Here is a 24,114-nt window from a genome sequence, read left to right as displayed (position 1 = left end):
CACGTACCTCGAACGAATACGCCATCGACAACAACTCCTCGAACCTCGAGGTGTTGCGTGACTACCTAGAACCCGCCCGGCGATTCACGACCATTGTGGTTGGTACGTCAGTCCCCGAGGCCGCGGGCGTGCAGGGCGTCGCCGGTGTCGCGGGCATGGGCGACCGAGCGGATGACGAAGGGGGTGAGCCAGGCGCGGGGTGAACGTTCGAGGCCGCGCGCGCGGGCGGCCTCCCGGGTCTCGCGGGCCAGGGTCAGCAGGATCGGCACGGTGCGCAGCACCAGGCTGAAGGCGAGCGCCACCTTCTCGGGAGAGGCGCCGAAGCGCCGGAAGGGCTCGAGGCAGCGGACGATCACGGCGACCAGGTCGTCGACGCGGGTGCTGGAGGTCAGCACGGTGGCCAGCAGCACCATCGCCACCAGGTCGCCAGCCTGCTCGGCGGCCCGCGCGTAGTTGCCCTGCAGCAGGTTCCACGCGGAGATCAGCACGACGGCGAGCAGCAGTCCGCGCAGGGCGCGCCACGTACGGCCCACCGACACACCGGCCACCCCAAGCAGCACCGTCGCCACCGCGACGCCGACGAGGCCGGGCGACGGGCCACGCAGCAGGACCAGTGCCGTGCTCAGGAGCATCAGGGCCAGCATCTTCGCGCCCGCGGGCAGCCGGTGCAGCCAGGAACGGCCCGGGACGTACGACCCCAGCAGCAGGTCGGCGCCCGTGCTCATCCCACGCTCGCGCGGTAGGCGGCCACCGTCGCGGCGGCCGGTCCGTCGTGGCGCACGGCCCCGTCCTCGATCCACAGCGCTCGGTCGCACCGTTCGGCCAGGTCGAGGTCGTGGGTGCAGACGACGACCTGCTGCGGCAGCGACATGAGCAGGTCGCCCACCCGGCGCGCGTTGGCGAGGTCGAGCAACGTGGTGGGCTCGTCGGCCACGACCACCTCCGGCTCGCAGGCGAGCACGCCGGCCAGCGCCAGGAGCTGGCGCTGGCCACCGGAGAGTGCGTGCACGCTGCGGTCGGCGAGCCCCTGGAGCCCGTACGTCGCCAGCACGCCCATCGCGGCCTCTCGGCGCTCGCGGGCGGAGCGGTGCGTCCGTCGCAGCGAGAGCATCACGTCCTCGACGACCGTCGGCATGATGAGCTGGGAGGAGGGATCGGTGAACATGAAGCCCACCCGGCGCCGCACCTCGCGTCCGTCGGTCGCGACGTCGAGGTCGTCGAGCGTGACCCGCCCGCTCGCGGGACTCACGAGTCCGTTGAGCAGGCGGGCCAGGGTCGACTTGCCCGACCCGTTGGGCCCGACCAGGGCGATGCGCTGCTCGGTGAGCGTCAGGCTCGTCTCGCGCAGGATCGTGATCTCACCCTCGACCGTCGGGGCCGTGACGACCACTCGGTCGAGGCGCAGGGTGCTCACGCGTCGATGGTCTCGCGCTCCTGCGGAGGCGCAGCGGCCGGGGTGCGGCGGGTGGGACGCAGGTCCGGGAAGGCGCGGTGCACCGAGACGGCGACGAAGGCCATCACGACGTTCTTGATCACGTCGCCGGGCCAGAAGATGACGTCGGTGGCCCAGGCGGCTGCCCAGGAGTAGTCGGCGCGCAGCACGAGGCCGGTCATGCCGAGGGTGTGGATGAAGACCGCGGAGCTGCTCAGGCCGGCGGCGAAGACGAGGGCGACGTGCAGGGCGGGACGCGAGGTGCGGACCAACGAGACGAGGAAGCCGCAGAGAGCGGCCGCGAGCGGGAAGCCGAGGAGGTAGCCCGACGTGGGTCCGACCAGGACGCCGGGACCTGCGCCGCCACCGGAGAAGACCGGCAGGCCGACGGCACCGACCAGCAGGTAGAGCGCCACCGCGAGGAAGCCCCGCTTCGGGCCCAGCACCGCGCCGGCGAGGAGGACGCCGAAGGTCTGCAGGGTGATCGGGACCAGGCCGCCGGTCTTGATGGCGGGCAGGATGGCGCAGACGGCGATGATCGCGGCGAAGATGACGATCAGCGCGAGGTCGCGCAGCGAGTTGCTGCGGGTGTCCATGGGGAGTCCTTGCTCTCGGGGCCGACGGGCCACGCGGATGAACCCGGCGGAAGAAGGGGCCGGCGGTGACCTGAACAGTGATCAGGTGAACGGCGTTCAGGTTAGGATGGCGCGCAGATTCGCGTCAATCGGTTCAGTGCCGCCCGGCACTGTGATCCGCATCTCAGGAGGTCCTGTGCGTCATCACCGTCACGATGTCGTCGAGCGCGCCGTCGCCGTGCTCGACGCGTACGGCCTGGCCGACCTCACGATGCGACGTCTCGCCGCCGAGCTCGACGTGCGGCCGAGTGCGCTCTACCACCACTTCGCCAACAAGCAGACCCTGCTGGCCGCCGTCGCCGACGCCCTGCTGGTGCGCAGCCTGCCGGCGGCTCGGGCGGGCGAGGGCGAGTGGCACGTACGCCTGACCGCCGCCGCGACGCAGCTGCGCGACGCGCTCCTCGCCTGGCGCGACGGGGCCGAGCTCGTCGCGACCGTGCACGCCTTCGGTCTGGGGGCCCGGCAGGCCCACGACCATGTGGCGGCACCGCTGGAGGACAGTGGTCTGGACGCCCGGTGGCGGGCGGCCGCGGCCGACGCGGTCTTCCACCTCGTGGTCGGCCACGCGACCGCCGAGCAGACCCACCTCCAGGCCAGCAGCGCCGGTGCCATCGACGCCGGTCCCCAGGACGGCCCGCCCGCGAGCGCCTTCGCCGACTCCCTGGCGTTGGTCGTCGACGGGATCAGGGCCCGGTCACTGCGCCCGGTCTGAGACGTCCGACGCCCGCCGCGTCCCGAGCGGCCAGCGTCGCAGCAACCGGCAGCGTCCCGCCTCGTACCAGGCCAGGTCGAGGAACTCCGCGCGCGAGACCACCGGCAGCAGGTGCGCCACGAGGGCGTGCGTGGAGTCCTGGGTGACGTCGTCGTGCACGAGGTCGAGGGTGAGGTGCGGCGCCGGCGGGAACTCGCCGCCGTAGGGCGGGAACTGGGGAAAGGCCTCCATCAGCAGCGCGGTCAGGCGGTCGAATCCCTCGGCCGGCTCCGGCACCAGGTGCACGATCCCGGTGGTGAAGGTGCCGAGACGAGCGAGTCGGAAGTCGAAGGGTGCCACCCGGGCCGCGATCGCGGCGACCTGACGCTCGGTCGCCTCGTCGAGCGCGTCGACGAAGGGGCCCAGAGCCGTGACGTGGGCGTGCACGAAGTCGGGGTCGGGGGAGAGGTAGTCGGTGTCGTAGTGCTCCGTCCTCGCCCGGACCCACGCCTCTATCGCCGGGACCGGCACCTGGAGGACGCTGTGGCCCGGGTGGTGGCCCGAGTGGTGGCCCTGGCGCCGACCCGGCTCGGCACCGTCCGCGCCGTGCCCACCACTCATGCCGGCGTCGCCACGCCGTCGGCGGGCACCACGGCCAGCAGACGGTCGACCTCGGCCAGCAACCGACGACGCAGCGGTGCGGCCCGCTCGGCGAACTCGCGCTGGAGGGCGGCGTACTCCGCCTTGCCCTCGGCCGTCTCCACCCGCACCGGGGTGAACTCCTCGTCGTCGAGCCACAGTCCGGTGAGGTCGTAGGGCGCCGCCCGCATGTCGAGGATGCGGATCTCGCGGGCCAGCTCGAAGCAGTCGGCCACCAGGTCCGAGCCGATCATCGGGCTGAGCCGGAAGGCGTGCTTGTAGAGGTCCATCGACGCGTGCAGGCAGCCGGGCTGCTCGAAGTCGGCGCGGTCGTCGCGCCCGGGAGTGAGCGTGTTGAGCCCGCGTGCCGGGGGCGTGAAGAAGCGGAAGGCGTCGAAGTGGGAGCAGGTGATGCGGTGCGACTCGACCACCCGGTCGGTCGCCTCGCCGCCCAGGCGCAGCGGCCACGACGAGTGCCGCGTCTCGCCCTGCTCGAGGCGGTAGACCATCGCCCACTCGTGCAGCCCGAAGCAGCCGAAGTGACCCGCGCGGCCCAGGGTGGCGCGCAGCAGGCGCTGCAGGGTGGTGAGCAGCACGCGTTGCGTGGCGACGTACGCCGGTGTCACCGCCGCGACTCCGTCGGTGACCTCGTAGCCCTTGAGGCCGGCGTAGGCCTCCGCGTCGACCAGGGCCGTGCCGAAGCCCGGGTGCCAGCGCCGCAGCGCGGCCGGCTTGTGGGAGTAGTAGACGAAGAGGAAGTCGTGCACCGGGTGCTTCACCCGGGCCGTACGCCGAGCGAGGTGCGCGTCGAGGAAGGGCGCGAGGCGGGCCTCGTGCGCCGCGGCGCGCGCCTGCCACTGCGCGGGGACGAGCGTGTGCACGGGGCTCACGGTAACCAGCGCTCGCCGGCACTCCCAACCGGCGCGGCCCCGCGTGGGTGCAGGCGGATAGTGTTCAAGCGTGCGCATCGCAAGATTCACCACAGGCGAAGAACCCATGTACGGCGTCCTCACCGGCGAGCTCGACCAGTTCGGGCAGCCCGACGAGGAGGCGCGGATCGTGGCTCTGGCCGGCGACCCGCTCTACGTCGGCCTCAAGCTGCTCGAGCAGGAGTACGCCGTCGGCGACGTGCGGCTGCTGGCCCCGGTGCTGCCGCGCAGCAAGGTGATCGGGGTGGGGCGCAACTACGCCGCGCACGCGGCCGAGCTCGGCCACGACCTGCCCGCCGAGCCGATGCTCTTCATGAAGCCGAACACCTCCGTGGTGGGCCCCGGCGACCGGATCTTCCACCCCCCGCAGTCGCAGGACGTGCACTACGAGGGCGAGCTGGCGGTCGTGATCGGCCGGATGTGCCGCGACGTCCCCGCGGAGCAGGCCACCGACGTGATCCACGGCTACACCATCGCCAACGACGTCACCGCTCGCGACCTGCAGGCCCGCGACGTGCAGTTCACCCGGGCGAAGTCCTTCGACTCCTTCTGCCCCCTGGGCCCCTGGATCGAGACCGACCTCGACCCGCAGACCTTCGCCGACGGCCTCCGCATCCAGACCCACCTCAACGGCGACCTGGTGCAGGACGGCACCACCGCCGACATGGTCTTCGACGTGCCGACGCTCGTCGCCCACATCTCCTCGGTGATGACGCTGCTGCCCGGCGACGTCATCCTCACCGGCACCCCCGAGGGTGTCGGCCGCATGCAGGTCGGTGACGAGGTCGAGGTCTCGATCGCCGGTCTCGGAACCCTCACGAACAAGGTGGCCCAGCGCTGATGAACTCCCCGACCCCTCGCCCGGTCCGCGTGCGCATGGCGCCCAGCCCCACCGGCAGCCCGCACGTCGGTCTGGCTCGCACGGCCCTCTTCAACTGGGCCTTCGCCCGCCACCACGGCGGCACCTTCGTCTTCCGCATCGAGGACACCGACAAGGAGCGCAACACCGAGGAGTCCTACCAGTCCCTCATCGAGGTCATGCAGTGGCTCGGCCTCGACTGGGACGAGGGCGTCGTGGTCGGTGGGCCCTACGGTCCCTACCGCCAGTCCGAGCGCACCGAGATCTACACGGACGTCCTCGCCAGGCTCCGTGAGTCGTCCTGGACCTACGACTGCTTCTGCACGACGGACGAGGTGACCGCGCGCCGCAAGGCGTCCGGCTCGAAGGTGATGGGCTACGACGGCTTCTGCCGCGACCTCACCGACGACCAGCGCGCCGCCTTCGAGGCCGAGGGCCGCAGCAGCGTCGTCCGCTTCCGGATGCCGGACGGCGAGATCACCTTCACCGACCTGGTGCGCGGCGACATCACCTTCCAGACCGAGTTCGTGCCCGACTTCGCCCTGGCCCGCGCCAACGGTGACCCGCTCTACACGCTCACCGCTCCGGTCGACGACGCCACCATGAAGATCAGCCACGTCCTGCGCGGTGAGGACCTGCTCTCCTCCACTCCGCGCCAGATCGCCCTCTTCGAGGGACTCAAGGCGATCGGCGTCGCCGACTTCACGCCCGAGTTCGGCCACCTGCCCTACGTCATGGGCGAGGGCAACAAGAAACTCTCGAAGCGTGACCCCGAGGCCCACCTGCTGGCTTACCGCGACCAGGGCTACGTGCCCGAGGGCCTGCTCAACTACCTGGCGTTGCTCGGATGGTCGATCGCCGCCGACCGCGACGTCTTCACGCTGGCCGAGATGGTGGAGGCCTTCGACCTCGCCGACGTGCAGCCCAACCCGGCCCGGTTCGACGCCAAGAAGGCCTCGGCCATCAACGCCGACCACATGCGCATGCTGACCCTGGACGACCTGACCTACCGGGTCATCCCGTTCCTCAAGGCCGCCGGCGTGGTCACCGACCCCGTCAACGACGCGGACGCCCGGATGCTGGAGCTGGCGATGCCGTTGGTGGCCGAGCGCATGAACAAGCTGACCGAGGCGCCCGAGCTGCTCGGGTTCCTCTTCGTCGACGACGCCGACTTCGCGCTCGTCGACACCATCGACGAGGCGGGCAAGGAAGTCGTCCAGGCCTCCTACGCCGCGCTGTCGCAGCTGGAGACCTGGTCGACCGCCGCCATCGAGGAGGCCCTGCGTGACGCGCTGATCGAGAAGCTCGGACTCAAGCCCCGCAAGGCGTTCGGTCCGGTGCGCATCGCGGTCAGTGGTCGCAAGGTGTCGCCGCCGCTCTTCGAGTCGATCGAGCTGCTGGGGCGTGAGCGCACCATGGCTCGGCTCCACCACGCGTTGCACGCCGGCTGACCCGTGGGCGACCTCGCGCTGCAGGAGCACCCACTCGAGTACCACCAGCTCCACCGGGCCCGGAACTACCGCGTCTGGAAGCCGCTCGTCGGCATGCTGCTGGTGGCGCTCCTCGGCTTCGGTGTGGTGCCGATCGCCTGGATGTTCGTCTTCATGGTGGTCGCGGTCCTCATGGGGCGGCAGCCCGACGAGCTGGTGGACGGCATCGTCGGTGGTGAGGTCACCCCCTGGGCGCTCGCCTACCTGATGGTGACCCTGATCAGCCTGATCCCAGCGGTCTGGGTGGTCAGCCGCCCACTGCACGGGCTGCGCCTGGGGTGGGTCACCTCCGTCTTCGGGCGCATGCGCTGGACCTACACGCTGGTGTGCGTCGGGCTCTCGGTGGTGGCCCTCGGCGCCACGCTGGCGGTGGGCGCGTTGACGCCGCAGGAGGCCATGCCGACCGACGACCTGGGGCTCAACGACTTCACCCGGACCACGGCGGCCTACCTACTCATCGTGGTGTTCCTGGTGCCCTTCCAGGCGGCGGGGGAGGAGTACTTCTTCCGCGGCTACCTCACCCAGGCGTGCGGCGGACTCTTCACCCGTCGGTGGGTCGCGCGTAGCGTCGCCGTGCTGGTGCCGGCGTTCCTCTTCGCCCTGGCCCACGGGGCGCAGGACCCGCCGATCTTCTTCGACCGACTCGCCTTCGGGGTGGTGGCCGGCGTGCTGGTGCTGGTCACCGGTGGGTTGGAGGCCGCGATCGCGATGCATGTGCTCAACAACCTGCTGGCCTTCGGGATGGCCATCGCCTTCACCGACATGACCTCGGCCCTGAACCCCACGGCGGGCACGTGGTGGACACTGCCGAGCACGCTGACCCAGTCGCTGGTCTACCTCGCCCTAGCGTGGTGGGCAGCGCGGCGGATGGGCCTGGCCAACGCCGTCTGGGGGGCCGTTTTGTCGCCGCCTCAGGTGCCCGTGTATGGTTCTTCAGGTCGGGCGCCCAGCGCCTGAAGCACCTTGGGATATGGTGTAATTGGCAACACAGCTGATTCTGGTTCAGTCGTTCTAGGTTCGAGTCCTAGTATCCCAGCGAAGTTCCGAGCCCAGCTCGTGGACTCCTGCCCCGGTCGTCTAGCGGCCTAGGACGTCGCCCTCTCACGGCGGTAGCGTGGGTTCAAATCCCATCCGGGGTACAGATCCGAAGGGTCCGGTCATCGACCGGGCCCTTCTGTCATGTGCGGGGCTGTCGGGTGGGGCCTGCGTGACGTACGCCTCGCGGGCCCCGGTTGGGAGAGCCCGGCCCGTGGGTGTTACTGTTTTCCCCGTCGAAAGCGCCGCTCGGTGCTGGAGATGATGCCCCGGTCGTCTAGCGGCCTAGGACGTCGCCCTCTCACGGCGGTAGCGTGGGTTCAAATCCCATCCGGGGTACAGAGTCGAAGGGTCCGGCCACACGGCCGGGCCCTTCGTCGTTCCCCACGCTTGACCCCGTGCTTGCCCGACACCGCGCTCGTTCGACTGAGTGCTGCCGTGTCCGAATCCCGCCAGCCGAGGTGCCCCGGGGGGCGCACACTGGTGTCATGACGACCACGGTCTGGCCCCAGCTCGACCCCGAGAGCTGCTACCGCGCCGTCGCCAGCCGGGACCGACGTTTCGACGGCGTCTTCCTCACCGCGGTGCACACCACCGGCATCTACTGCCGTCCGTCCTGCCCCGCGCGCACCCCGGGAGCCGATCGCGTCTCCTTCCACCCCACGGCCGCCTCCGCCCAGGCGGCAGGGTTCCGCGCCTGCAAGCGGTGCGCGCCGGACGCGACCCCCGGCGCGCCGGGGTGGGACGTCGTTGCCGACGTGGCCGGTCGCGCAATGCGCCTGGTCTCCGACGGCGTCGTGGAGCGCGAGGGCGTCACCGGGCTCGCGGCCAGGCTGGGCTACTCGCCGCGCCACCTCACCCGGTTGCTGCGCGAGGAGCTGGGGGCGGGCCCCCTGGCGCTGGCCCGGGCCCGCCGGGCGCAGCAGGCCCGGACGCTGGTGGAGGAGACCGACCTCGCGTTCGCGGACGTCGCCTTCGCCGCCGGCTTCGCGAGCGTGCGGCAGTTCAACGACACCGTGCGCGAGGTCTACGCGCTCACCCCGACCGCCATGCGGGCTCGGCGGGCGGCCCGCCGACCCACCCCCCGGGAGCCGGGAGGCACCGGCGACGGGCTCCCGGCTGGACGGGTGGACGTACGCCTGCCGGTGCGCACGCCGTACGACGGAGCGTGCCTGCTCGCGCACCTCGAGGCGCGGGCCGTGCCCGGCGTCGAGGTGGTGCGGGAGGGCACGTACGCCCGCACCCTCGACCTGCCGCACGGCCCCGGCACCGTGGTGCTCCGACTGCCGCAGGAACAGGCTGTGGGCGTCCGGGCCCACGTGCACGCCAGCTTCGCCCTGACCGACCTGCGCGACCTCGGCGCCGCGGCCGAGCGCGTACGTCGCCTGGTCGACGCGGACTGCGACCCGGTCGCCGTCGCCGCCGCTCTGGAGGCCGATCCCTTGCTCGGCTCCACGGCAGCGCGCCACCCGGGGCTACGGGTGCCGGGCCACGTGGACGGCCATGAGGTGGCCGTGCGCGCCGTGCTCGGGCAACAGGTCACTCTCGCCGCCGCGCGCGGGCTCGCCGGTCGCCTCGTCGCGGACCACGGGCCGCGGGTCGCCACCGGCATCGCGGGGCTCGACCGACTCTTCCCCCGACCCGAGGCCGTGGCCGCGCTCGTCGCCGGCGACCTCCCGGTGCCCGGCTCGCGGGTGCGGGCCCTGGCTGCACTCTGTGCTGCCGTGGCCGCGGGTGACCTCGTGCTCGACCGGGGCGCCGACCGTCAGGCTGCGCACGCCGCCCTGCTCGCCCTGCCCGGCATCGGCCCCTGGACGGCCGACTACGTGGCGATGCGCGCGCTGGGCGACCCCGATCGGCTCCTCCTCGCCGACAGCGGCACCCGTGCTGCGTTCGGCCGCTGGGGAGTCGGCGCCGGCGACGTCGCCGGCGTGGTCGAGAGCTGGCGACCGTGGCGCTCCTACGCCCAGCACCTGGTCTGGCGCAGCCTGCACGACACCGACGACCACCCCGTGAACGAGGAGCGATGATGGCACCCATGAAGGTCTGGACCGTGGTCGAGAGCCCGATCGGCCCGCTGCGGGTCGTCGGGGGTGGCGAGGGAGTCACGGCGATCGAGTTCTCACCGTTCGACGAGGAGGCCCAGGTGGGGGAGCGCAACGACGAGGCGCCCCTGCTCGTGGAGGCGGCTCGCCAGCTGCGGGCCTACTTCGCCGGGGAGCTGACCGACTTCGACCTCCCGTTGGCGCCGCGCGGCACCGACTACCAGCACCGGGTCTGGGCGGCGCTGCGCGAGGTGCCCTACGGCCGCACCGCGACCTACGCCGAGATCGCGGCCGCGCTGGGCCAGCCACGGGGCGCCTCCCGCGCGGTGGGGTCGGCCAACGGCCGCAACCCGATCCCGGTCGTCGTGCCCTGCCACCGGATCGTGGGAGCCGACGGCTCCCTCACCGGCTACGCGGGGGGACTGGAACGCAAACAGGTCCTCCTCGACCTGGAACGGTCGGAGGAGGACCTGCTGTTCTGAGCGCGGGCGTGGCTAGCGACGTCAGTCGGCGGCCGCGCGGCGCAGCGACTCGCTCAACCGCTCGGCGGCGGCGAGCACCGCGGGTGCGTGCATGCGACCAGGCTGGCGCGAGAGACGCTCGAGCGGGCCGGAGACGGAGACCGCGGCGATGATCTTCCCGCCGGGGGAGCGGACCGGGGCGGAGACCGACGCGACGCCCTGCTCGCGCTCGCCGACGCTCTGCGCCCACCCGCGACGCCGGATGCCGGAGAGGGCGGTGGCGGAGAACGCGGCGTTCTGCAGGCCGCGGTGCATGCGCTCGGGGTCCTCCCACGCGAGCAGCACCTGGGCCGCGGAGCCGGCGCGCATGGTCAGCTGGGAGCCCACCGGGATGGTGTCGCGCAGCCCGCTGGGACGCTCGGCCGCTGCGACGCAGACGCGGTGCTCGCCCTGACGACGCCACAGCTGGGCGGACTCGCCGGTGATGTCGCGCAGGCGCGCGAGCACGGGGCCCGCGGCGGCGAGCAGGCGGTCCTCGCCGGCGGCCGCGGACAGCTCGGCCAGGCGGGGGCCGAGCACGAAACGTCCCTGCATGTCGCGCGCCACCAGCCGGTGGTGCTCGAGGGCCACGGCAAGACGGTGGGCAGTGGGGCGCGCCAGCCCGGTGCCGGCCACGAGGCCGGCCAGGGTGGCCGGTCCGGCCTCCAGGGCAGCGAGCACGAGGGCGGCTTTGTCGAGAACCCCGACTCCGCTAGAGTTGTCCATATGGCAATACTGCCGTCTCACTTGCTGGGATGCAAGGGGTAGATTGCAAATGGTCCTGACCCGGACCGTTTCGCCGAGAGAGGAGCAGGTCGTGGGCAAAACCCTGGCCGAGAAGGTGTGGGACGAGCACGTCGTCCGCAGTGCAGACGGAGAACCCGACCTCCTGTACATCGACCTCCACCTCATCCACGAGGTGACCAGCCCGCAGGCCTTCGACGGCCTGCGCCTTGCCGGACGTACGGTACGCCGTCCCGACCTCACCCTGGCCACCGAGGACCACAACGTCCCGACCCTCAACTGGGACAAGCCGATCAAGGACCCGGTCTCCCGGGCCCAGATCAACGCGCTGCGCGCCAACTGCGAGGAGTTCGGCATCCGGCTGCACCCGCTGGGTGACGTCGAGCAGGGCATCGTCCACGTCGTCGGACCACAGCTGGGCCTGACCCAGCCGGGCATGACGATCGTCTGCGGCGACTCCCACACCGCCACCCACGGCGCTTTCGGCGCGATCGCCCACGGCATCGGCACCTCCGAGGTCGAGCACGTGCTGGCCACCCAGACGCTCTCCTCCAGCCGCCCCAAGACCTGTGCGGTCACCGTCACCGGCGAGCTCGCCGAGGGCGTCACCGCCAAGGACCTGATTCTCTACCTGATCACCCAGGTGGGCACCGGCGCCGGCATGGGCTACATCGTGGAGTACCGCGGCGAGGCCATCCGCAAGCTCTCGATGGAGGGCCGCATGACGGTCTGCAACATGTCCATCGAGTGGGGCGCCAAGGCCGGCCTCGTCGCTCCCGACGAGACCACCTTCGAGTTCCTGAAGGGCAAGCCGCACGCTCCCCGTGGCGCCGACTGGGACGCCGCCCTGGAGCACTGGAAGACCTACTACACCGACGAGGACGCGGTCTTCGACAAGGAGATCGTCATCGACGCCTCCGAGGTCACCCCCTGGGTCACCTGGGGCACCAACCCCGGTCAGGGCGCCCCGCTGGGCGGCACCGTGCCGCGCCCGGCCGACTTCGACGACCAGATCGAGCGCACCGCCGCGGAGAACGCCCTCGCCTACATGGGTCTGGCCGGTGGCGAGACGCTCAAGGAGATCCCGGTCGACCACGTCTTCATCGGCTCCTGCACCAACGGACGCCTCGACGACCTGCGCGCCGCCGCCGAGGTGCTCAAGGGGCACCGGGTCGCCGACGGCGTCACCATGATCGTGGTGCCCGGCTCGGCACGCGTACGCCTGGAGGCCGAGGCCGAGGGCCTGCACGAGGTGTTCATTGCCGCCGGCGCCCAGTGGCGCGGCGCGGGCTGCTCCATGTGCCTGGGCATGAACGACGACAAGCTGGACGGTCCGGTGCGTACTGCCTCGACCTCCAACCGCAACTTCGAGGGTCGACAGGGTGACGGGGTGCGTACGCACCTGGTCTCGGTGCCCGTGGCCGCCGCCACCGCCGTGCGCGGCACCCTCTCCTCCCCGGCCGACCTGGCGTCGGTCCTGGCCTGAACGGAGCACTGAGATGGAGAAGTTCACCACCCACACCGGCGTGGCCGCTCCGCTGCGCCGCAGCGACGTCGACACCGACATGATCATCCCGAGCGACTTCCTGAAACGGATCACGCGCACGGGCTTCGAGGACGGCCTCTTCTTCGGCCTCTTCCAGGACCCCGGGTTCGTGCTCGCCCAGGAGCCCTACACGGCCTCGACCGTGCTGGTGGCCGGCCCCAACTTCGGCACCGGCTCGTCGCGTGAGCACGCCGTCTGGGCGCTGCAGGACTTCGGCTTCAAGGTCGTCGTCTCGCCGCGCTTCGGCGACATCTTCCGCTCCAACGCCGGCAAGTCGGGTCTGCTCGCGGTCGAGGTCGCCGAGGCCGAGGTCATCGCCCTGTGGGACCTGCTCGACGCCCACGTGGGCCTCGAGGTCACCGTCGACCTGGAGGCGCGCGAGCTGCGGGCCGGCGACTGGTCGGCCCCCTTCCAGATCGACGACTACACCCGGTGGCGCTTCCTCGAGGGCCTCGACGACATCGGCATCACGCTGGGTCACGAGGCGGAGATCCTCGCCCACGAGGCGTCGCGACCGTCCTGGAAGCCCGCGACGCTCTGAGCCTGCGGCGCGCCACGATCCCTGCGAGTGGCGCAGGTCACCCACGGAGTAGCCTCTGCTGCGTGGTGCAGCGGAGCTCGACGAAGGTGGCGTGGAGGCGTCTCGTCGCCCAGAAGCCGGGTTGGGGCTTCTGGGTCGGCACGACCCTGCTCCTGCCGCCGGTGCGCGCGCTCAGCGCCCGCACGTGGCTCGACGCGCACCGTCTGCCGGCGTCGGGCGGCTGCATCGTGGTGTTCAACCACCTCTCCTACCTCGACCCGCTGATGACCGGAGACCTGCTGTGGTCGCGCGGACGCATCCCGCGCTACCTGGTCAAGGAGGCGTTGTTCCGGCCCCCCTTCTTCGGAGCGGTGCTGCGCAACGCCAAGCAGATCCCCGTGGCCCGGCTCACCACCCACGCCCAGGACGCGTACGGGGCCGCGGTCGACGCGGTCAGGGCAGGGGAGTGCCTGGCCGTCTACCCGGAGGGCACCCTCACGCGCGACCCGGACCTGTGGCCCATGCGAGGCAAGTCGGGGGCTGCACGCATCGCCCTGGAGACGGGCGCGCCGGTGATCCCCGTCGCGCACTGGGGCGCCCAGGACACCCTCGGGCCGTACGCCCGGTTCCCGCGGCTGTGGCCCCGGGGCCGGGTGACGCTGCGGGTCGGGGAGCCGGTCGACCTCGCCGACCTCCTGGAGCAGGAGGTCACCCCGCAGGTGATCCAGCAGGCGACCGACCGGATCATGGCCGCCCTGGTGGCCCTCCTCGAGGAGTTGCGGCAGGCTGAGGCGCCGGCCGAGCGCTTCGACCCCCGTGACCGCGGGATCCAGCAGATCGGCAACCCGCGCAGGCGCAGGGCGCGCCTGGGGCGTACGAGCAGGAAGAAGGGCGACGCGAGATGAACAAGGTGGCAGTGATCGGGGCCGGCTCCTGGGGGACGGCCTTCGCGATCGTGCTCGCTGACGCCGGCAACGAGGTGACCCTGTGGGCCCGCCGCGAGGAGCTGGCCCAGGCGATCACCACCTCCCACGAGAACCCCGACTACCTGCCGGGGATCGAGCTGCCCGCCACCATCTCCGCCACCAGCGACGTCGCGGCCGCCATGGCCGGGGCCGAGGTGGTCGTCTTCGCCACGCCGTCGCAGACCTTCCGCGAGAACCTCGGCCAGTGGGCCGAGCACGTGCCGGAGAAGGCCGTGATGGTCAGCCTGATGAAGGGCGTCGAACTCGGCACGCTCGAGCGGATGAGCGAGGTCATCGCGGAGGTCACCGGCGCGGGCCCCGAGCGGATCGCGGTGATCAGCGGCCCCAACCTGGCCAAGGAGATCGCCCGGCGCGAGCCGGCCGCCTCGGTGGTCGCCTGCGCCGACGAGAGCGTCGCGAAGTGGCTGCAGGACATGTGCCACGGACCTGCCTTCCGGCCCTACACCTCCACCGACGTCGTGGGCTGCGAGCTGGGGGGCGCCTACAAGAACGTCGTGGCGCTCGCGGTCGGCATGGCGGTCGGGTTGGGTTTCGGCGACAACACGACCGCCTCGGTGATCACCCGTGGGTTGGCCGAGACGGCCCGTCTCGCGGTCGCCCTCGGCGCGAACCCCCTGACGCTGATGGGGCTGGCCGGTCTGGGGGACCTGGTCGCGACCTGCTCCTCGCCGTTGTCGCGCAACCGGACCTTCGGCGAGAAGATCGGGCAGGGCATGACCACCGAGGAGATCTACGCCTCCACCCGTCAGGTGGCCGAGGGCGCCAAGTCCTGCTCGTCGCTGCGGGCCCTGGCCGAGAAGCACGGCGTCGACGCCCCGATCGCGACCGCTGTCGACCTGGTGGTCGCCGGCAAGATCACCGCCCAGGACATGATCCAGGCCTTCATCGCCCGCGACACCAAGGCCGAGACCGACTGAACGTCGAGTGGCCCCGGCCCGGGGGTCGGGGCGTCGGGGGTCAGAGGACCAGGTCGTCGAGCGCCCGGACGAGGTCGTCCCAGAGGTCCTCGACGTCCTCGATGCCGACCGACATCCGCACCAGGCCGTCGGGGATCGTGGCCGGCTCCACCTTCCAGCGACGCCGACGCTCGAAGGTCGACTCCACCCCGCCCAGTGACGTGGCGTGCACCCACAGCTTGGTCTTGCGGGTCAGCAGGTCGGCGGCCATCGCCCCCTCGGCGAGCACCGCGGAGATGATGCCGCCGAAGCCGGGGTAGCGGACCTCGGCGACGGCCGGGTGCTCGGAGAGGCGGCGGGCGAGCTCGGTGGCGTTGGCCTGCGCGCGCTCGACCCGGAGCCCGAGCGTACGCAACCCTCGCAGCGTCAACCACGCCTCGAAGGCGCCGGGCACCGCACCGATGAGCTCACGCCGGCCCTTCAGCACCCGGTGGAGCTCGTCGTCGCGGGTGACCAGCGCGCCCATCAGCACGTCGCTGTGCCCGGCGAGGTACTTGGTGGCGGAGTGCACCACGATGTCCACGTCGAGCTCGAGGGGACGCTGCAGCAGGGGAGTGGCGAAGGTGTTGTCGACCACCACGTAGGCGCCGGCCTCGTGGGCCGCCGCACGGATCGTCGCGATGTCGGCGACCTCGAGCGCCGGGTTGGTCGGCGACTCGAGCCAGACCAGCACGGCGTCCTGGCACGCGGCGACCACGGCCTCGGTGTCGGTGATGTCGACCAGCTCGCAGACGAGCCGGCCCCGCGACTCGAGGTCGGCCAGCTGCATGACCGTGCCGTTGTACGCGTGGCGCGGCGCCACGACCTTGCCGCCGGTGCCGACGAGGTCGAGCACGGTGGCGACGGCCGCCAGTCCGGAGGCGAAGGTGAGGCACCGTCCGCCCTCCAGACCACCGATGGCCTCCTCGAGCGCGGTCCAGGTGGGGTTGCCGTAGCGGCCGTACTCGACGTCGCCCCCGGCCACGTACGTCGAGGCCATGGTGATCGGCGCGTTGAGGGGTGCGTCCGGCTCCTTCGCCGGTCGTCCCAGCGTCACCGCGAGGGTGTGCGGGCGCAGCACGGGGCCAGGGGCGGGGCCGGGGGTGGCGGCGGACGGGTCCTCGGGGATGTCAGGTGCCATGGCCAAGAGCGTAGGCCGATAGGGTGCGGGGCGATGAACGCACCTCTCAGCCGCAAGCCCCGCGTCGCCGTCGTCTTCGGCGGACGCTCCTCCGAGCACGCCATCTCGTGCGTGACGGCGGGCGCGGTGATGGACGCCATCGACCGCGACACCTACGACGTGGTGCCGGTCGGGATCGCCCGCGACGGACGGTGGGTGCTCGAGTCCGACGACACCGCCCGGCTGCGGCTGACGGGCGGGGAGCTGCCCGCCGTGGACGGGGAGCGGCCGGCCGTGTCGCTGCTGCGCGAGGAGGGACACGCGGCCCTGGCGGTCACCGAGCCGCACCGGCCGCCGGTGACGCTGGGCGAGGTCGACGTGGTCTTCCCGGTGCTGCACGGTCCGTGGGGCGAGGACGGCACCATCCAGGGGATGCTCGAGATGGCCGGCGTGCGCTACGTCGGCGCCGGTGTGCTCGCCTCGGCGATCAGCATGGACAAGGCCTACATGAAGGTCGTGCTGGAGGCGGCCGGCATCCCGGTGATGCCGGGCGTGGTCGTCACCACCCGCCGCTGGGCCCGCGAGCCCGCGCAGTGCCGGGCTGAGATCGAGGCGCTCGGCTACCCGTTGTTCGTCAAGCCGGCCCGTGGTGGATCCAGCATCGGCATCTCCAAGGTCCACGACGCGAGTGAGCTCGACGCGGCGATCGCGCTGGCCCAGGCCGAGGACCCCAAGATCCTCGTCGAGGCCGCGGCCGTCGGCGCCCGCGAGGTCGAGTGCGGGGTGCTGGAGTCGCTGGAGGGCGAGGTCCTGACCTCGCAGCCGGCCGAGATCCGGATCAGCGGCGACCACGAGTGGTATGACTTCGAGGCGAAGTACCGCCCCGCCGAGCACACCGAGCTCGACATCCCCGCGGTGCTGCCCGACGAGGTCGCGGCCCGGATGCGCTCGCTCGCCGCCCAGGTCTTCGAGGCGGTCTCGGGTGAGGGGCTGGCCCGGGTCGACTTCTTCGTGATGCCCGACCACTCCCTGGTGGTCAACGAGCTGAACACGATGCCGGGCTTCACCCCGCTCTCGATGTATCCGCAGATGTGGGCCGCCGCAGGCGTCTCCTACGGCGAGCTCGTCGACCGGCTCATCCAGCTCGCGCTGCAGCGCGACACCGGGCTGCGCTGAGTCCGAGCCTCAGCGGCAGGGCTGCGTCTCGGTGAGGTGTCGCCCCAGCACCTCGCCGATCGTCTTCAGGTGGGTGTCGGGACCGTTGAACCGGTGAGCAGCGGGGATCGCCAGGCTCACTCGGGGGGAGTGGCTCTGGGCGGTCATCACCACGTCGCTCTCGGCGTCCTTCATCTGGGAGTCCGGCACGTACCACCCGATGCCGGCTATCTCGCTGCAGCGGGCCCACGCGTCGAACTCCTCGGGGTCCCCGGCGCCACAGGTGAGCACCACCGGCGGGTCGCCCCAGGCGGCGCCGATGCCGTCACCGGAGGTCTCGACCCGCTCCTGGTCGAAGAGGGTGTCGGGCAGGTCGGCCACGAGCGCCTCGCACGCAGCGCGTTCCTCCTCGGAGAGTCCCGTCGAGGTGATCTCGACGTCCGACCCGCAGGCGGCGAGGGCGGCGAGGGCCGCCACGGAGACGAGCAGCGACGGGGTGCGCAGCAGGGGGGACCGACGCGGTCCCGGCCGGCGGCGTGGGCGGTGCGACACCCTCAGATGTGCACGACGGGACAGGTCAGCGTGCGGGTGATCCCCTCGAGGCTCTGCACCCGGGAGACGACCATGCGCCCCAGCTCGTCGACGTTGCGCGCCTCGGCGCGCACGATGACGTCGTAGGGGCCGGTGACGTCCTCGGCGCTGGTCACGCCGTCGATCTCGGCGATGGCCGCGGCCACCTCTGCCGCCTTGCCGACGTCGGTCTGGATCAGGATGTAGGCCTGGACCATGGGGACTCCTCCGTTGGGGCGACGACGAGCCCAACCTACAGGCCCCTGCCACGCGCCGGAAGGCTCACGGGTGCCACGACCCCGCGGCCCGGTCTGGTGAGATGGAGCCATGGCGTTGTCTGAGCAGTCCCCCCTGTCCGAGGTCGGCGAGTTCGAGCTGATCGAGGCGTTCATCGGTCTCTACCCGCAGGGTGACGACGTCATCGTGGGCCCCGGCGACGACGCCGCTGTGCTGCGCATCCGCAACGGCCACGTGGTGGTCTCCACCGACGTGATGGTCGAGGGGCGTCACTTCCGCCGTGACTGGGTCCAGGGGGGTGACGTGGGCCGGCGGGCCGCGGCCCAGAACCTCTCCGACATCAACGCCATGGGTGGGCGGGCCCACTCGATGACGGTCGGCCTGACCCTTCCCGGCGACCTCGAGGCCGGGTGGGCGCTGGAGTTCGCGCGCGGGTTCGCCGAGGAGTGCGCCAAGGTGGGCGCCCAGGTCGTCGGTGGCGACACCACCCGCGGCGACCAGGTGGTGGTGGCGGTCACGGCCATCGGTGCCCTCACCCACGCCCCCGTGCTCCGGTCGGGAGCTCGCGCGGGTGACGTGGTCGCCCTGTGCGGGCGCCAGGGCTGGGCGGCGGGTGGGTTGGCCGTGCTGACCCGGGGCTTCCGTTCCCCGCGGGTGCTCGTGGAGGCCTACCGCAGCCCGCAGCCGCCGTACGAGGCGGGCGTCGTCGCGGCCGCCGCGGGGGCCACCTCGATGATCGACGTCTCCGACGGGCTGGTCGCCGACGCCGGTCACCTGGCCGCGGAGTCCGGGGTCGCGATCGACCTGCACGCCGGCGCCTTCGAGGTGGCCGAGCCGTTGCACGCGGTGGGGGCTGCCCTCAACGCCGACCCGATGCAGTTCATCCTGGGCGGAGGTGACGACCACCCGCTGCTGGCGACCTTCGCGTCGACCGGGGCCGTGCCGCAGGGGTGGCGCGTCGTGGGTGAGGTCGCCGAGGGCTCGGGGGTGACCGTGGACGGGAGTCCCTTCGAGGGGCCCGCGGGTTGGGTGCACTTCTAGGAGTCGTCCGGCGGGGACCTCGATTTCTCCGGTCGAGGGATCTCGGCTACTCTGGTGCGGTTGCTCCGGGCCAGGACATCGGCCGGCGCGAGCACACATTCGAGGAATCCAACGAACTGATCGGAGTGCACGGTGGCTGCCGTCTGCGACATCTGCGCCAAGAAGCCGGGCTTCGGCAACAACCGTCCTTGGTCGCGCAAGATCACGAAGCGTCGCTTCAACCCGAACATCCAGCGCGTGCGCGCCACGGTGAACGGTTCGCCCAAGCGCGTCAACGTCTGCACCGGCTGCCTGAAGGCCGGCAAGGTCACGCGCTGACGCGGACGTACGCCGCTGGCAACAGCGACGAAGACCTCGGTGAGCAGTGCTCCCGAGGTCTTCTGCATTTCCGGTGACCCGGCGGTGGTGCCCGGGAGAGCCGCACTAAGGTGTGCTGGACGTCGAGGACCGCAGGAGTGGATGCATGGAGCAGGTGCCGCACGGGATCACGCTTCCCACGGTGCTGCGCTTCGTCGACGTGGCCACCGACGCGCTGAGTGCGGCCCGCGAGGAGATCGACGCCCTCAACGTCTACCCGGTGCCCGACGGCGACACCGGCACCAACATGTTCCTCACCTTCTCGGCGGCCCGCAACGCCGTCCGTGAGGTGGCCGACGACGGCGGGGGGCTCCTCGAGGGGCTCGCCGCCTTCCGTCGAGCCGCGCTGCTGGGAGCACGCGGCAACTCCGGCGTCATCCTGAGTCAGATGCTCGGCGCCGTCGCCCAGCGCATCGAGCGAGCAAGCCCCGACGACGACGTCGCCACCGTGGTCGCGGAGGCGATGGCTGCCTCGACCCGGGCGAGCTACGACGCCGTGGCCACGCCCGTCGAGGGCACCATCCTCACCGTCGCGCGCGCTGCCAGCGAGCGCGCGATGTCCCTGGTGCACGAGCCCGAGGGCCGGGTGCGGGCCGCTGACGTCATCGTCGTGGCCGCCGCTGCCGCTCGCGAGGCGCTCGAGCTGACCCCCACCCAGCTGTCCGTGCTCGCCGACGCCGGCGTCGTCGATGCCGGCGGTCGCGGACTCTGCGTGGTCCTCGACGCCGCCGAGCGCGTGCTCACCGGCCGGCACCCCATCGACGAGGGCCGCCAGCGCGCTCCGCGCGTCCCCGTCCGCCTCCCCGCCGCCGAGCACGACCTCATCGAGGGGGGCCCGGGCTACGAGGTGATGTTCCTGCTCGACGCCGAGGAGGCAGCGGTCGCCGTCCTGCGCGAGGAGCTGGCCGGCCTGGGTGACTCACTGGTGGTCGTCGGCAACGAGGACCTCTGGAACGTCCACGTGCACGTCGACGACGTGGGCGCCGCCATCGAGGCCGGCATCCGGGCGGGGCGTCCGCACCGCATCCGGGTCACCCACTTCGCGGAGCAGATCGCGCAGCAGCTCGCCCAGCAGGCCGAGGGGCGTCGCCGCGACGCCGGCCGGAGCGGCCGGCGCGTGGTCGCGGTCGCGATGGGTCCGGGGTTGCGCGACCTCTTCACCGAGGCCGGCGCCGTCGCCGTCGAGGCCGAGGTCGGGCGCCGCCCGTCGACCGGTGAGATCCTGGCGGCGATCGAGGCGAGCGGGGCCGCCGAGGTCGTGGTCATGCCCAACGACCCCGACTCCGTGCGGGTGGCCGAGATCGCAGCCCGGACCGCCGAGGAGTCCGGCGAGGTCCGCGTCGTGGTGATCCCCACCCAGGCCCAGGTGCAGGGCCTGGCCGCCGTCGCCGTGCACGAGCCCGGACGTACGCTCGAGCAGGACGTGCTCGAGATGACGGCCACCGCCCGCCACGCCCGCCACGGTGCGGTGACCGTGGCGGCGAAGCAGGCCTTCACCAGCGCCGGGCCCTGCGAGCCCGGTGATGCCCTGGGCGTCATCGACGGCGACTTCGCGGTGATCGGCACGGACCTGTGCGAGGTCGCCGGCGACGTCGTGCACCGCCTGCTCGGCGCGGGTGGCGAGCTGGTGACCCTGGTGACCGGTCGCGACGAGGGTTCGGCCGACCTCGCGGCGCAGTGTGCAGCGGCCGTGGCCGAGAGTCACCCGCTGGCCGAGGTCGTGGTGCACGAGGGCGGCCAGGACCGGTACCCGCTCCTGGTCTGCGTCGAGTAGCCCCGTGGTCGCGATCACGCCGGACTCGCCCGTCGCGACCGTCTTCGGGCGGTCGACGACGAAGCGCAAGGCGGTGGAGGACGGGCTCGGCCTGCGGACCGTGGGCGAGCTGCTGCACCACTTCCCGCGGCGCTACGTGCGCACCACCGAGCTGAGTGAGGACGTCACTCCCGAGGAGGGGGAGATGGTCACCGTCGTCGGCGAGGTCGCCTCCAGCCAGCTCAAGACCTTCACCAACCGGCGCACCAACAAGCCGGGGCACCGGGTCGAGGTGAGGGTCGTGACCCAGGGGCCCGAGTTCACCGCCACCTGGTTCCTGCCGCACCGCACGATGGCCGAGCGGGAGCAGGCCCGGATGGCCGTGGGGTCGCGCGGCCTCTTCAGCGGCAAGGTGCAGCGCTTCAACAGTCGTTGGCAGCTCGCCCAGCCGCACGTGGTCATCTTCGGGCGCGGTGACGGCGAAGGGGGGCCCGACGAGACGCTCGCCGCGAGCCTCAAGGGTCTGATGCCGGTCTACCCGTTGACCGCCAAGCTCTACTCGTGGGACCTGCAGAAGACCGTGGCGGTGGCCCTCGACCTCGTCTCGGGGGTGGAGGAGGAGCTGCCCGAGGAGGTGCGCGGCAGGCACGACCTGCCCGACGTGATGACGGCGCTGCGCTGGATCCACGCGCCCGACGACATGGACCAGGTGCACGCGGCCCGTCGACGGTTCCGGTTCGCCGAGGCCCTGGTGCTGCAGCTGGTGCTGGCGCGTCGCCGCGCCGCCCAGCGCAGCCTCGGTGCGCAGGCCCGGACCGGTGGTCAAGGCCGGTTGCTGGAGCACTTCGACGCGCGGCTGCCCTTCGACCTGACCGCCGGGCAGCGGAAGGTCGGTGCGGTCCTCGAGGCCGAGCTCGCCCGTCCCCACCCGATGAACCGCCTGCTGCAGGGTGAGGTCGGGTCGGGCAAGACGGTCGTCGCCCTGCGAGCGATGCTGCGCGTGGTCGACTCGGGCGGCCAGGCCGTGCTGCTGGCCCCCACGGAGGTGCTGGCCCAGCAGCACCACCGCTCGATCACCGCGATGCTCGGAGACCTGGCCGGCGGCGGGATGCTGGGTGGTGCCGAGGACGCCACCCGGGTCACCCTGCTCACCGGCTCCATGGGACGGGCGCAGCGCCAGGCGGCCATGCTCGACATCGCGACGGGGGAGGCGGGGATCGTGGTCGGGACCCACGCGCTCCTCGAGGACGAGGTCACCTTCTTCGACCTGGGCCTCGTCGTGGTCGACGAGCAGCACCGGTTCGGGGTGGAGCAGCGCTCCGCCCTGACCGGCAAGGCGAGCTCGCCGCCCCATGTCCTGGTCATGACGGCGACCCCCATCCCTCGGACCGTCGCGATGACGGTCTTCGGAGACCTGGAGACCTCGGTGCTGCGCGAGCTCCCGGCGGGACGGGCCCCCATCGCCACCCACGTCGCCCCCCTGGCCGAGCAGCCCCACTGGGAGGAGCGGGTCTGGCAGCGCGTCGCGGAGGAGGTGGCGGCGGGCCACCAGGCGTACGTCGTGTGCCCCCGCATCGTCGGCGACGAGCAGGAGGTGGGGGAGAGCGACGCGCCCGCCGACCCGGACTCCGGTGCCGAGGGTGCGGCCCCGCGGGCGCCGGCCCAACCCCTGACGGCGGTGGAGGACCTGGCGCCGCAGCTGCGGGCTGGACCGCTCGCCGGGGTGCGCGTGGAGGTGCTGCACGGTCGGCTCTCGCCCGAGGAGAAGGACACGGTGATGCGCCGCTTCGCGGCCGGCGAGGTCGACGTGCTGGTGGCCACCACGGTGATCGAGGTGGGCGTCGACGTGGCCAACGCGACCACGATCGTCGTCATGGACGCCGACCGGTTCGGCATCTCGCAGCTCCACCAGCTCCGTGGCCGGGTCGGCCGGGGTGGTCTGCCCGGGCTGTGCCTGCTGGTGACCCGTGCGGAGGCGCAGACGCCGGCGCGGGAACGCCTGGCCGCGGTCGCCGCGACGACCGACGGGTTCGAGCTCAGCCGGGTCGACCTCGAGCAGCGCCGCGAGGGCGACGTGCTGGGGGCCGACCAGAGCGGGTTCCGCTCGAGCCTCGTCACGCTGCGGGTGCTGCGCGACGAGCGGACGATCGTCGCGGCGCGCGAGGAGGCCGAGCGCCTGCTGGAGGCCGACCCCGACCTCGCCGCCGCGCCGGTGCTGGCGCAGCGGGTGACGCAGATCGAGGCCAGCGCGAGCTCGGACTACCTGGAGAAGGCATGACACGCATCATCGGAGGCCGTGCCGGTGGGCGGCGCCTGACCACGCCTCGCGGCCAGCTGACCCGCCCGACGAGCGACCGGGTGCGCGAGGCGCTCTTCTCGGCCGTCGAGGCGTGGTGCGGTCCGCTCGACGGCCTGCGCTTCCTCGACCTGTACGCCGGGTCGGGCGCCGTGGGGCTCGAGGCGTGGTCGCGGGGTGCGGGCGTCGTGACGCTGGTCGAGCAGGACCGGCGGACCGCGTCCCTCATCCGGTCCAACGCCGGCGCGCTGGACTTCGCCCACGCCGACGTGCGCGCCGCGTCGGTCGCCGCCGTCCTCGGGACGCCGCCGGCGGCCCCCTACGACGTGGTCTTCTCCGACCCGCCCTACCCGCTGGAGACCGCACGGGTGGAGGAGGACCTGCTGGCCCTGGTGCGTCACGGGTGGTTGGTGCCCGGAGCCCTGGTGGTCGTGGAGCGGGGCTCACGCTCGCCCGGACCGGTCTGGCCGGCGGGCCTGGTGGAGCGGCGCCGGAAGAAGTACGGGGAGACCGTGCTTTGGTACGGTCACGCCGACGAGCGGGACGAGCCGGAGGGCGAGCCCGAGCACCTCACCGCCCCGACCGTCGAGGAGGAGTGA

General features: G+C 72.3%; 25 protein-coding genes and 3 tRNA genes. 19 read left to right on the top strand and 9 right to left on the bottom strand.

What is annotated here, in order from left to right; all coding sequences use genetic code 11:
• Positions 1 to 107: 107 nt before the first annotated feature.
• The 3 genes from IEQ44_RS01915 to IEQ44_RS01905 are packed head-to-tail and all read right to left on the bottom strand — an operon-like array spanning position 108 to position 2,028.
• Positions 108 to 725 (bottom strand): energy-coupling factor transporter transmembrane component T family protein, encoded by a 618-nt coding sequence (locus IEQ44_RS01915; protein ID WP_227486664.1) that lies wholly within the window; start codon positions 723 to 725, stop codon positions 108 to 110.
• Complete coding sequence (locus tag IEQ44_RS01910; protein ID WP_193636701.1) at positions 722 to 1,414, bottom strand: energy-coupling factor ABC transporter ATP-binding protein; 693 nt, start codon at positions 1,412 to 1,414, stop codon at positions 722 to 724. The genes IEQ44_RS01915 and IEQ44_RS01910 overlap by 4 nt, the downstream gene beginning before the upstream one ends.
• A complete protein-coding gene (locus IEQ44_RS01905) occupies positions 1,411 to 2,028 on the bottom strand; it encodes a biotin transporter BioY (protein WP_193636700.1) in 618 nt (205 codons plus the stop codon). Before IEQ44_RS01905 ends, IEQ44_RS01910 begins: the two co-directional genes overlap by 4 nt.
• Positions 2,029 to 2,203: 175 nt before the next feature.
• Between IEQ44_RS01905 and IEQ44_RS01900 the strand changes: the two genes are divergently transcribed.
• Positions 2,204 to 2,779 (top strand): TetR/AcrR family transcriptional regulator C-terminal domain-containing protein, encoded by a 576-nt coding sequence (locus tag IEQ44_RS01900; RefSeq protein WP_193636699.1) that lies wholly within the window; start codon positions 2,204 to 2,206, stop codon positions 2,777 to 2,779.
• Here IEQ44_RS01900 and IEQ44_RS01895 read toward each other — a convergent pair.
• A complete protein-coding gene (locus tag IEQ44_RS01895; RefSeq protein WP_193636698.1) occupies positions 2,762 to 3,379 on the bottom strand; it encodes a 2'-5' RNA ligase family protein in 618 nt (205 codons plus the stop codon). The two genes, IEQ44_RS01900 and IEQ44_RS01895, sit on opposite strands and share 18 nt — an antisense overlap.
• On the bottom strand, positions 3,376 to 4,278 hold the full coding sequence (locus IEQ44_RS01890) for a 3-methyladenine DNA glycosylase (protein WP_193636697.1): 903 nt from the start codon (positions 4,276 to 4,278) through the stop codon (positions 3,376 to 3,378). Before IEQ44_RS01890 ends, IEQ44_RS01895 begins: the two co-directional genes overlap by 4 nt.
• 79 nt (positions 4,279 to 4,357) lie before the next feature.
• Here IEQ44_RS01890 and IEQ44_RS01885 point away from each other — a divergent pair, with 79 nt between their 5' ends.
• The 8 genes from IEQ44_RS01885 to IEQ44_RS01850 all read left to right on the top strand — a co-directional run bounded on the left by IEQ44_RS01885 (position 4,358) and on the right by IEQ44_RS01850 (position 10,237).
• Positions 4,358 to 5,167 carry a fumarylacetoacetate hydrolase family protein gene (locus IEQ44_RS01885; RefSeq protein ID WP_193636696.1) on the top strand — a complete coding sequence of 270 codons (810 nt, stop codon included), beginning with the start codon at positions 4,358 to 4,360 and terminating at the stop codon, positions 5,165 to 5,167.
• Positions 5,167 to 6,636 (top strand): glutamate--tRNA ligase, encoded by a 1,470-nt coding sequence (gene gltX / locus IEQ44_RS01880; protein WP_193636695.1) that lies wholly within the window; start codon positions 5,167 to 5,169, stop codon positions 6,634 to 6,636. Before IEQ44_RS01885 ends, gltX begins: the two co-directional genes overlap by 1 nt.
• A 3-nt stretch (positions 6,637 to 6,639) precedes the next feature.
• The gene (locus tag IEQ44_RS01875) at positions 6,640 to 7,632 is read left to right on the top strand and encodes a CPBP family intramembrane glutamic endopeptidase (protein WP_319804427.1); all 993 of its coding nucleotides are present in this window, start codon (positions 6,640 to 6,642) and stop codon (positions 7,630 to 7,632) included.
• 7 nt (positions 7,633 to 7,639) lie between these two features.
• Positions 7,640 to 7,711: transfer RNA gene (locus tag IEQ44_RS01870), tRNA-Gln, on the top strand.
• A 30-nt stretch (positions 7,712 to 7,741) separates the two neighbouring features.
• Positions 7,742 to 7,814: transfer RNA gene (locus tag IEQ44_RS01865), tRNA-Glu, on the top strand.
• Between the two features lie 162 nt (positions 7,815 to 7,976).
• Positions 7,977 to 8,049, top strand: a tRNA-Glu gene (locus IEQ44_RS01860).
• Between the two features lie 149 nt (positions 8,050 to 8,198).
• The gene (locus tag IEQ44_RS01855; RefSeq protein ID WP_193636694.1) at positions 8,199 to 9,740 is read left to right on the top strand and encodes an AlkA N-terminal domain-containing protein; all 1,542 of its coding nucleotides are present in this window, start codon (positions 8,199 to 8,201) and stop codon (positions 9,738 to 9,740) included.
• Positions 9,740 to 10,237 (top strand): methylated-DNA--[protein]-cysteine S-methyltransferase, encoded by a 498-nt coding sequence (locus IEQ44_RS01850; RefSeq protein ID WP_319804426.1) that lies wholly within the window; start codon positions 9,740 to 9,742, stop codon positions 10,235 to 10,237. Before IEQ44_RS01855 ends, IEQ44_RS01850 begins: the two co-directional genes overlap by 1 nt.
• 21 nt (positions 10,238 to 10,258) lie before the next feature.
• Here the strand turns inward: IEQ44_RS01850 and IEQ44_RS01845 are convergent, their stop codons facing one another.
• Positions 10,259 to 10,981 carry an IclR family transcriptional regulator gene (locus IEQ44_RS01845; protein WP_110238898.1) on the bottom strand — a complete coding sequence of 241 codons (723 nt, stop codon included), beginning with the start codon at positions 10,979 to 10,981 and terminating at the stop codon, positions 10,259 to 10,261.
• Positions 10,982 to 11,072: 91 nt separating this feature from the next.
• Between IEQ44_RS01845 and leuC the strand changes: the two genes are divergently transcribed.
• The 4 genes from leuC (at position 11,073) to IEQ44_RS01825 (ending at position 14,968) form a co-directional block, all read left to right on the top strand.
• A complete protein-coding gene (gene leuC / locus IEQ44_RS01840; protein WP_193636693.1) occupies positions 11,073 to 12,485 on the top strand; it encodes a 3-isopropylmalate dehydratase large subunit in 1,413 nt (470 codons plus the stop codon).
• A 13-nt stretch (positions 12,486 to 12,498) separates the two neighbouring features.
• A complete protein-coding gene (gene leuD / locus IEQ44_RS01835; RefSeq protein ID WP_193636692.1) occupies positions 12,499 to 13,086 on the top strand; it encodes a 3-isopropylmalate dehydratase small subunit in 588 nt (195 codons plus the stop codon).
• Positions 13,087 to 13,148: 62 nt separating this feature from the next.
• A complete protein-coding gene (locus IEQ44_RS01830) occupies positions 13,149 to 13,970 on the top strand; it encodes a lysophospholipid acyltransferase family protein (protein ID WP_319804425.1) in 822 nt (273 codons plus the stop codon).
• Positions 13,967 to 14,968, top strand: coding sequence for an NAD(P)H-dependent glycerol-3-phosphate dehydrogenase (locus tag IEQ44_RS01825; RefSeq protein WP_193636691.1), 1,002 nt, complete (start codon positions 13,967 to 13,969; stop codon positions 14,966 to 14,968). Before IEQ44_RS01830 ends, IEQ44_RS01825 begins: the two co-directional genes overlap by 4 nt.
• Before the next feature lie 40 nt (positions 14,969 to 15,008).
• Here IEQ44_RS01825 and IEQ44_RS01820 read toward each other — a convergent pair whose 3' ends face one another.
• Positions 15,009 to 16,127 (bottom strand): trans-sulfuration enzyme family protein, encoded by a 1,119-nt coding sequence (locus IEQ44_RS01820; RefSeq protein ID WP_193636690.1) that lies wholly within the window; start codon positions 16,125 to 16,127, stop codon positions 15,009 to 15,011.
• 33 nt (positions 16,128 to 16,160) lie between these two features.
• On the opposite strand from IEQ44_RS01820, the gene IEQ44_RS01815 reads away from it, so the two are divergent.
• Positions 16,161 to 17,282, top strand: a complete 1,122-nt coding sequence (locus IEQ44_RS01815; RefSeq protein ID WP_193636689.1) for a D-alanine--D-alanine ligase family protein — start codon at positions 16,161 to 16,163, stop codon at positions 17,280 to 17,282.
• A 9-nt stretch (positions 17,283 to 17,291) separates the two neighbouring features.
• Here the strand turns inward: IEQ44_RS01815 and IEQ44_RS01810 are convergent, their stop codons facing one another.
• On the bottom strand, positions 17,292 to 17,813 hold the full coding sequence (locus IEQ44_RS01810) for a DUF3515 domain-containing protein (RefSeq protein ID WP_193636688.1): 522 nt from the start codon (positions 17,811 to 17,813) through the stop codon (positions 17,292 to 17,294).
• Positions 17,814 to 17,815: 2 nt separating this feature from the next.
• Positions 17,816 to 18,049 (bottom strand): Lrp/AsnC ligand binding domain-containing protein, encoded by a 234-nt coding sequence (locus tag IEQ44_RS01805; protein ID WP_193636687.1) that lies wholly within the window; start codon positions 18,047 to 18,049, stop codon positions 17,816 to 17,818.
• 109 nt (positions 18,050 to 18,158) lie between these two features.
• On the opposite strand from IEQ44_RS01805, the gene IEQ44_RS01800 reads away from it, so the two are divergent.
• The 5 genes from IEQ44_RS01800 (at position 18,159) to rsmD (ending at position 24,114) form a co-directional block, all read left to right on the top strand.
• Positions 18,159 to 19,109, top strand: a complete 951-nt coding sequence (locus IEQ44_RS01800) for a thiamine-phosphate kinase (protein ID WP_227486662.1) — start codon at positions 18,159 to 18,161, stop codon at positions 19,107 to 19,109.
• 132 nt (positions 19,110 to 19,241) lie between these two features.
• Positions 19,242 to 19,427, top strand: coding sequence for a 50S ribosomal protein L28 (gene rpmB / locus IEQ44_RS01795; protein ID WP_193636685.1), 186 nt, complete (start codon positions 19,242 to 19,244; stop codon positions 19,425 to 19,427).
• 145 nt (positions 19,428 to 19,572) lie between these two features.
• The gene (locus tag IEQ44_RS01790) at positions 19,573 to 21,240 is read left to right on the top strand and encodes a DAK2 domain-containing protein (protein ID WP_193636684.1); all 1,668 of its coding nucleotides are present in this window, start codon (positions 19,573 to 19,575) and stop codon (positions 21,238 to 21,240) included.
• A 4-nt stretch (positions 21,241 to 21,244) separates the two neighbouring features.
• Positions 21,245 to 23,497 carry an ATP-dependent DNA helicase RecG gene (locus tag IEQ44_RS01785; RefSeq protein WP_319804424.1) on the top strand — a complete coding sequence of 751 codons (2,253 nt, stop codon included), beginning with the start codon at positions 21,245 to 21,247 and terminating at the stop codon, positions 23,495 to 23,497.
• Positions 23,494 to 24,114 carry a 16S rRNA (guanine(966)-N(2))-methyltransferase RsmD gene (gene rsmD / locus IEQ44_RS01780; RefSeq protein ID WP_193636683.1) on the top strand — a complete coding sequence of 207 codons (621 nt, stop codon included), beginning with the start codon at positions 23,494 to 23,496 and terminating at the stop codon, positions 24,112 to 24,114. The genes IEQ44_RS01785 and rsmD overlap by 4 nt, the downstream gene beginning before the upstream one ends.

The sequence above is a fragment of the Nocardioides malaquae genome, from assembly GCF_015070385.1.
Taxonomy (GTDB): Bacteria; Actinomycetota; Actinomycetes; order Propionibacteriales; family Nocardioidaceae; genus Nocardioides; species Nocardioides malaquae.
The sequence above is the reverse complement of the archived record's forward strand: the minus strand, read 5'-3'. Positions and strand labels throughout refer to the sequence as shown.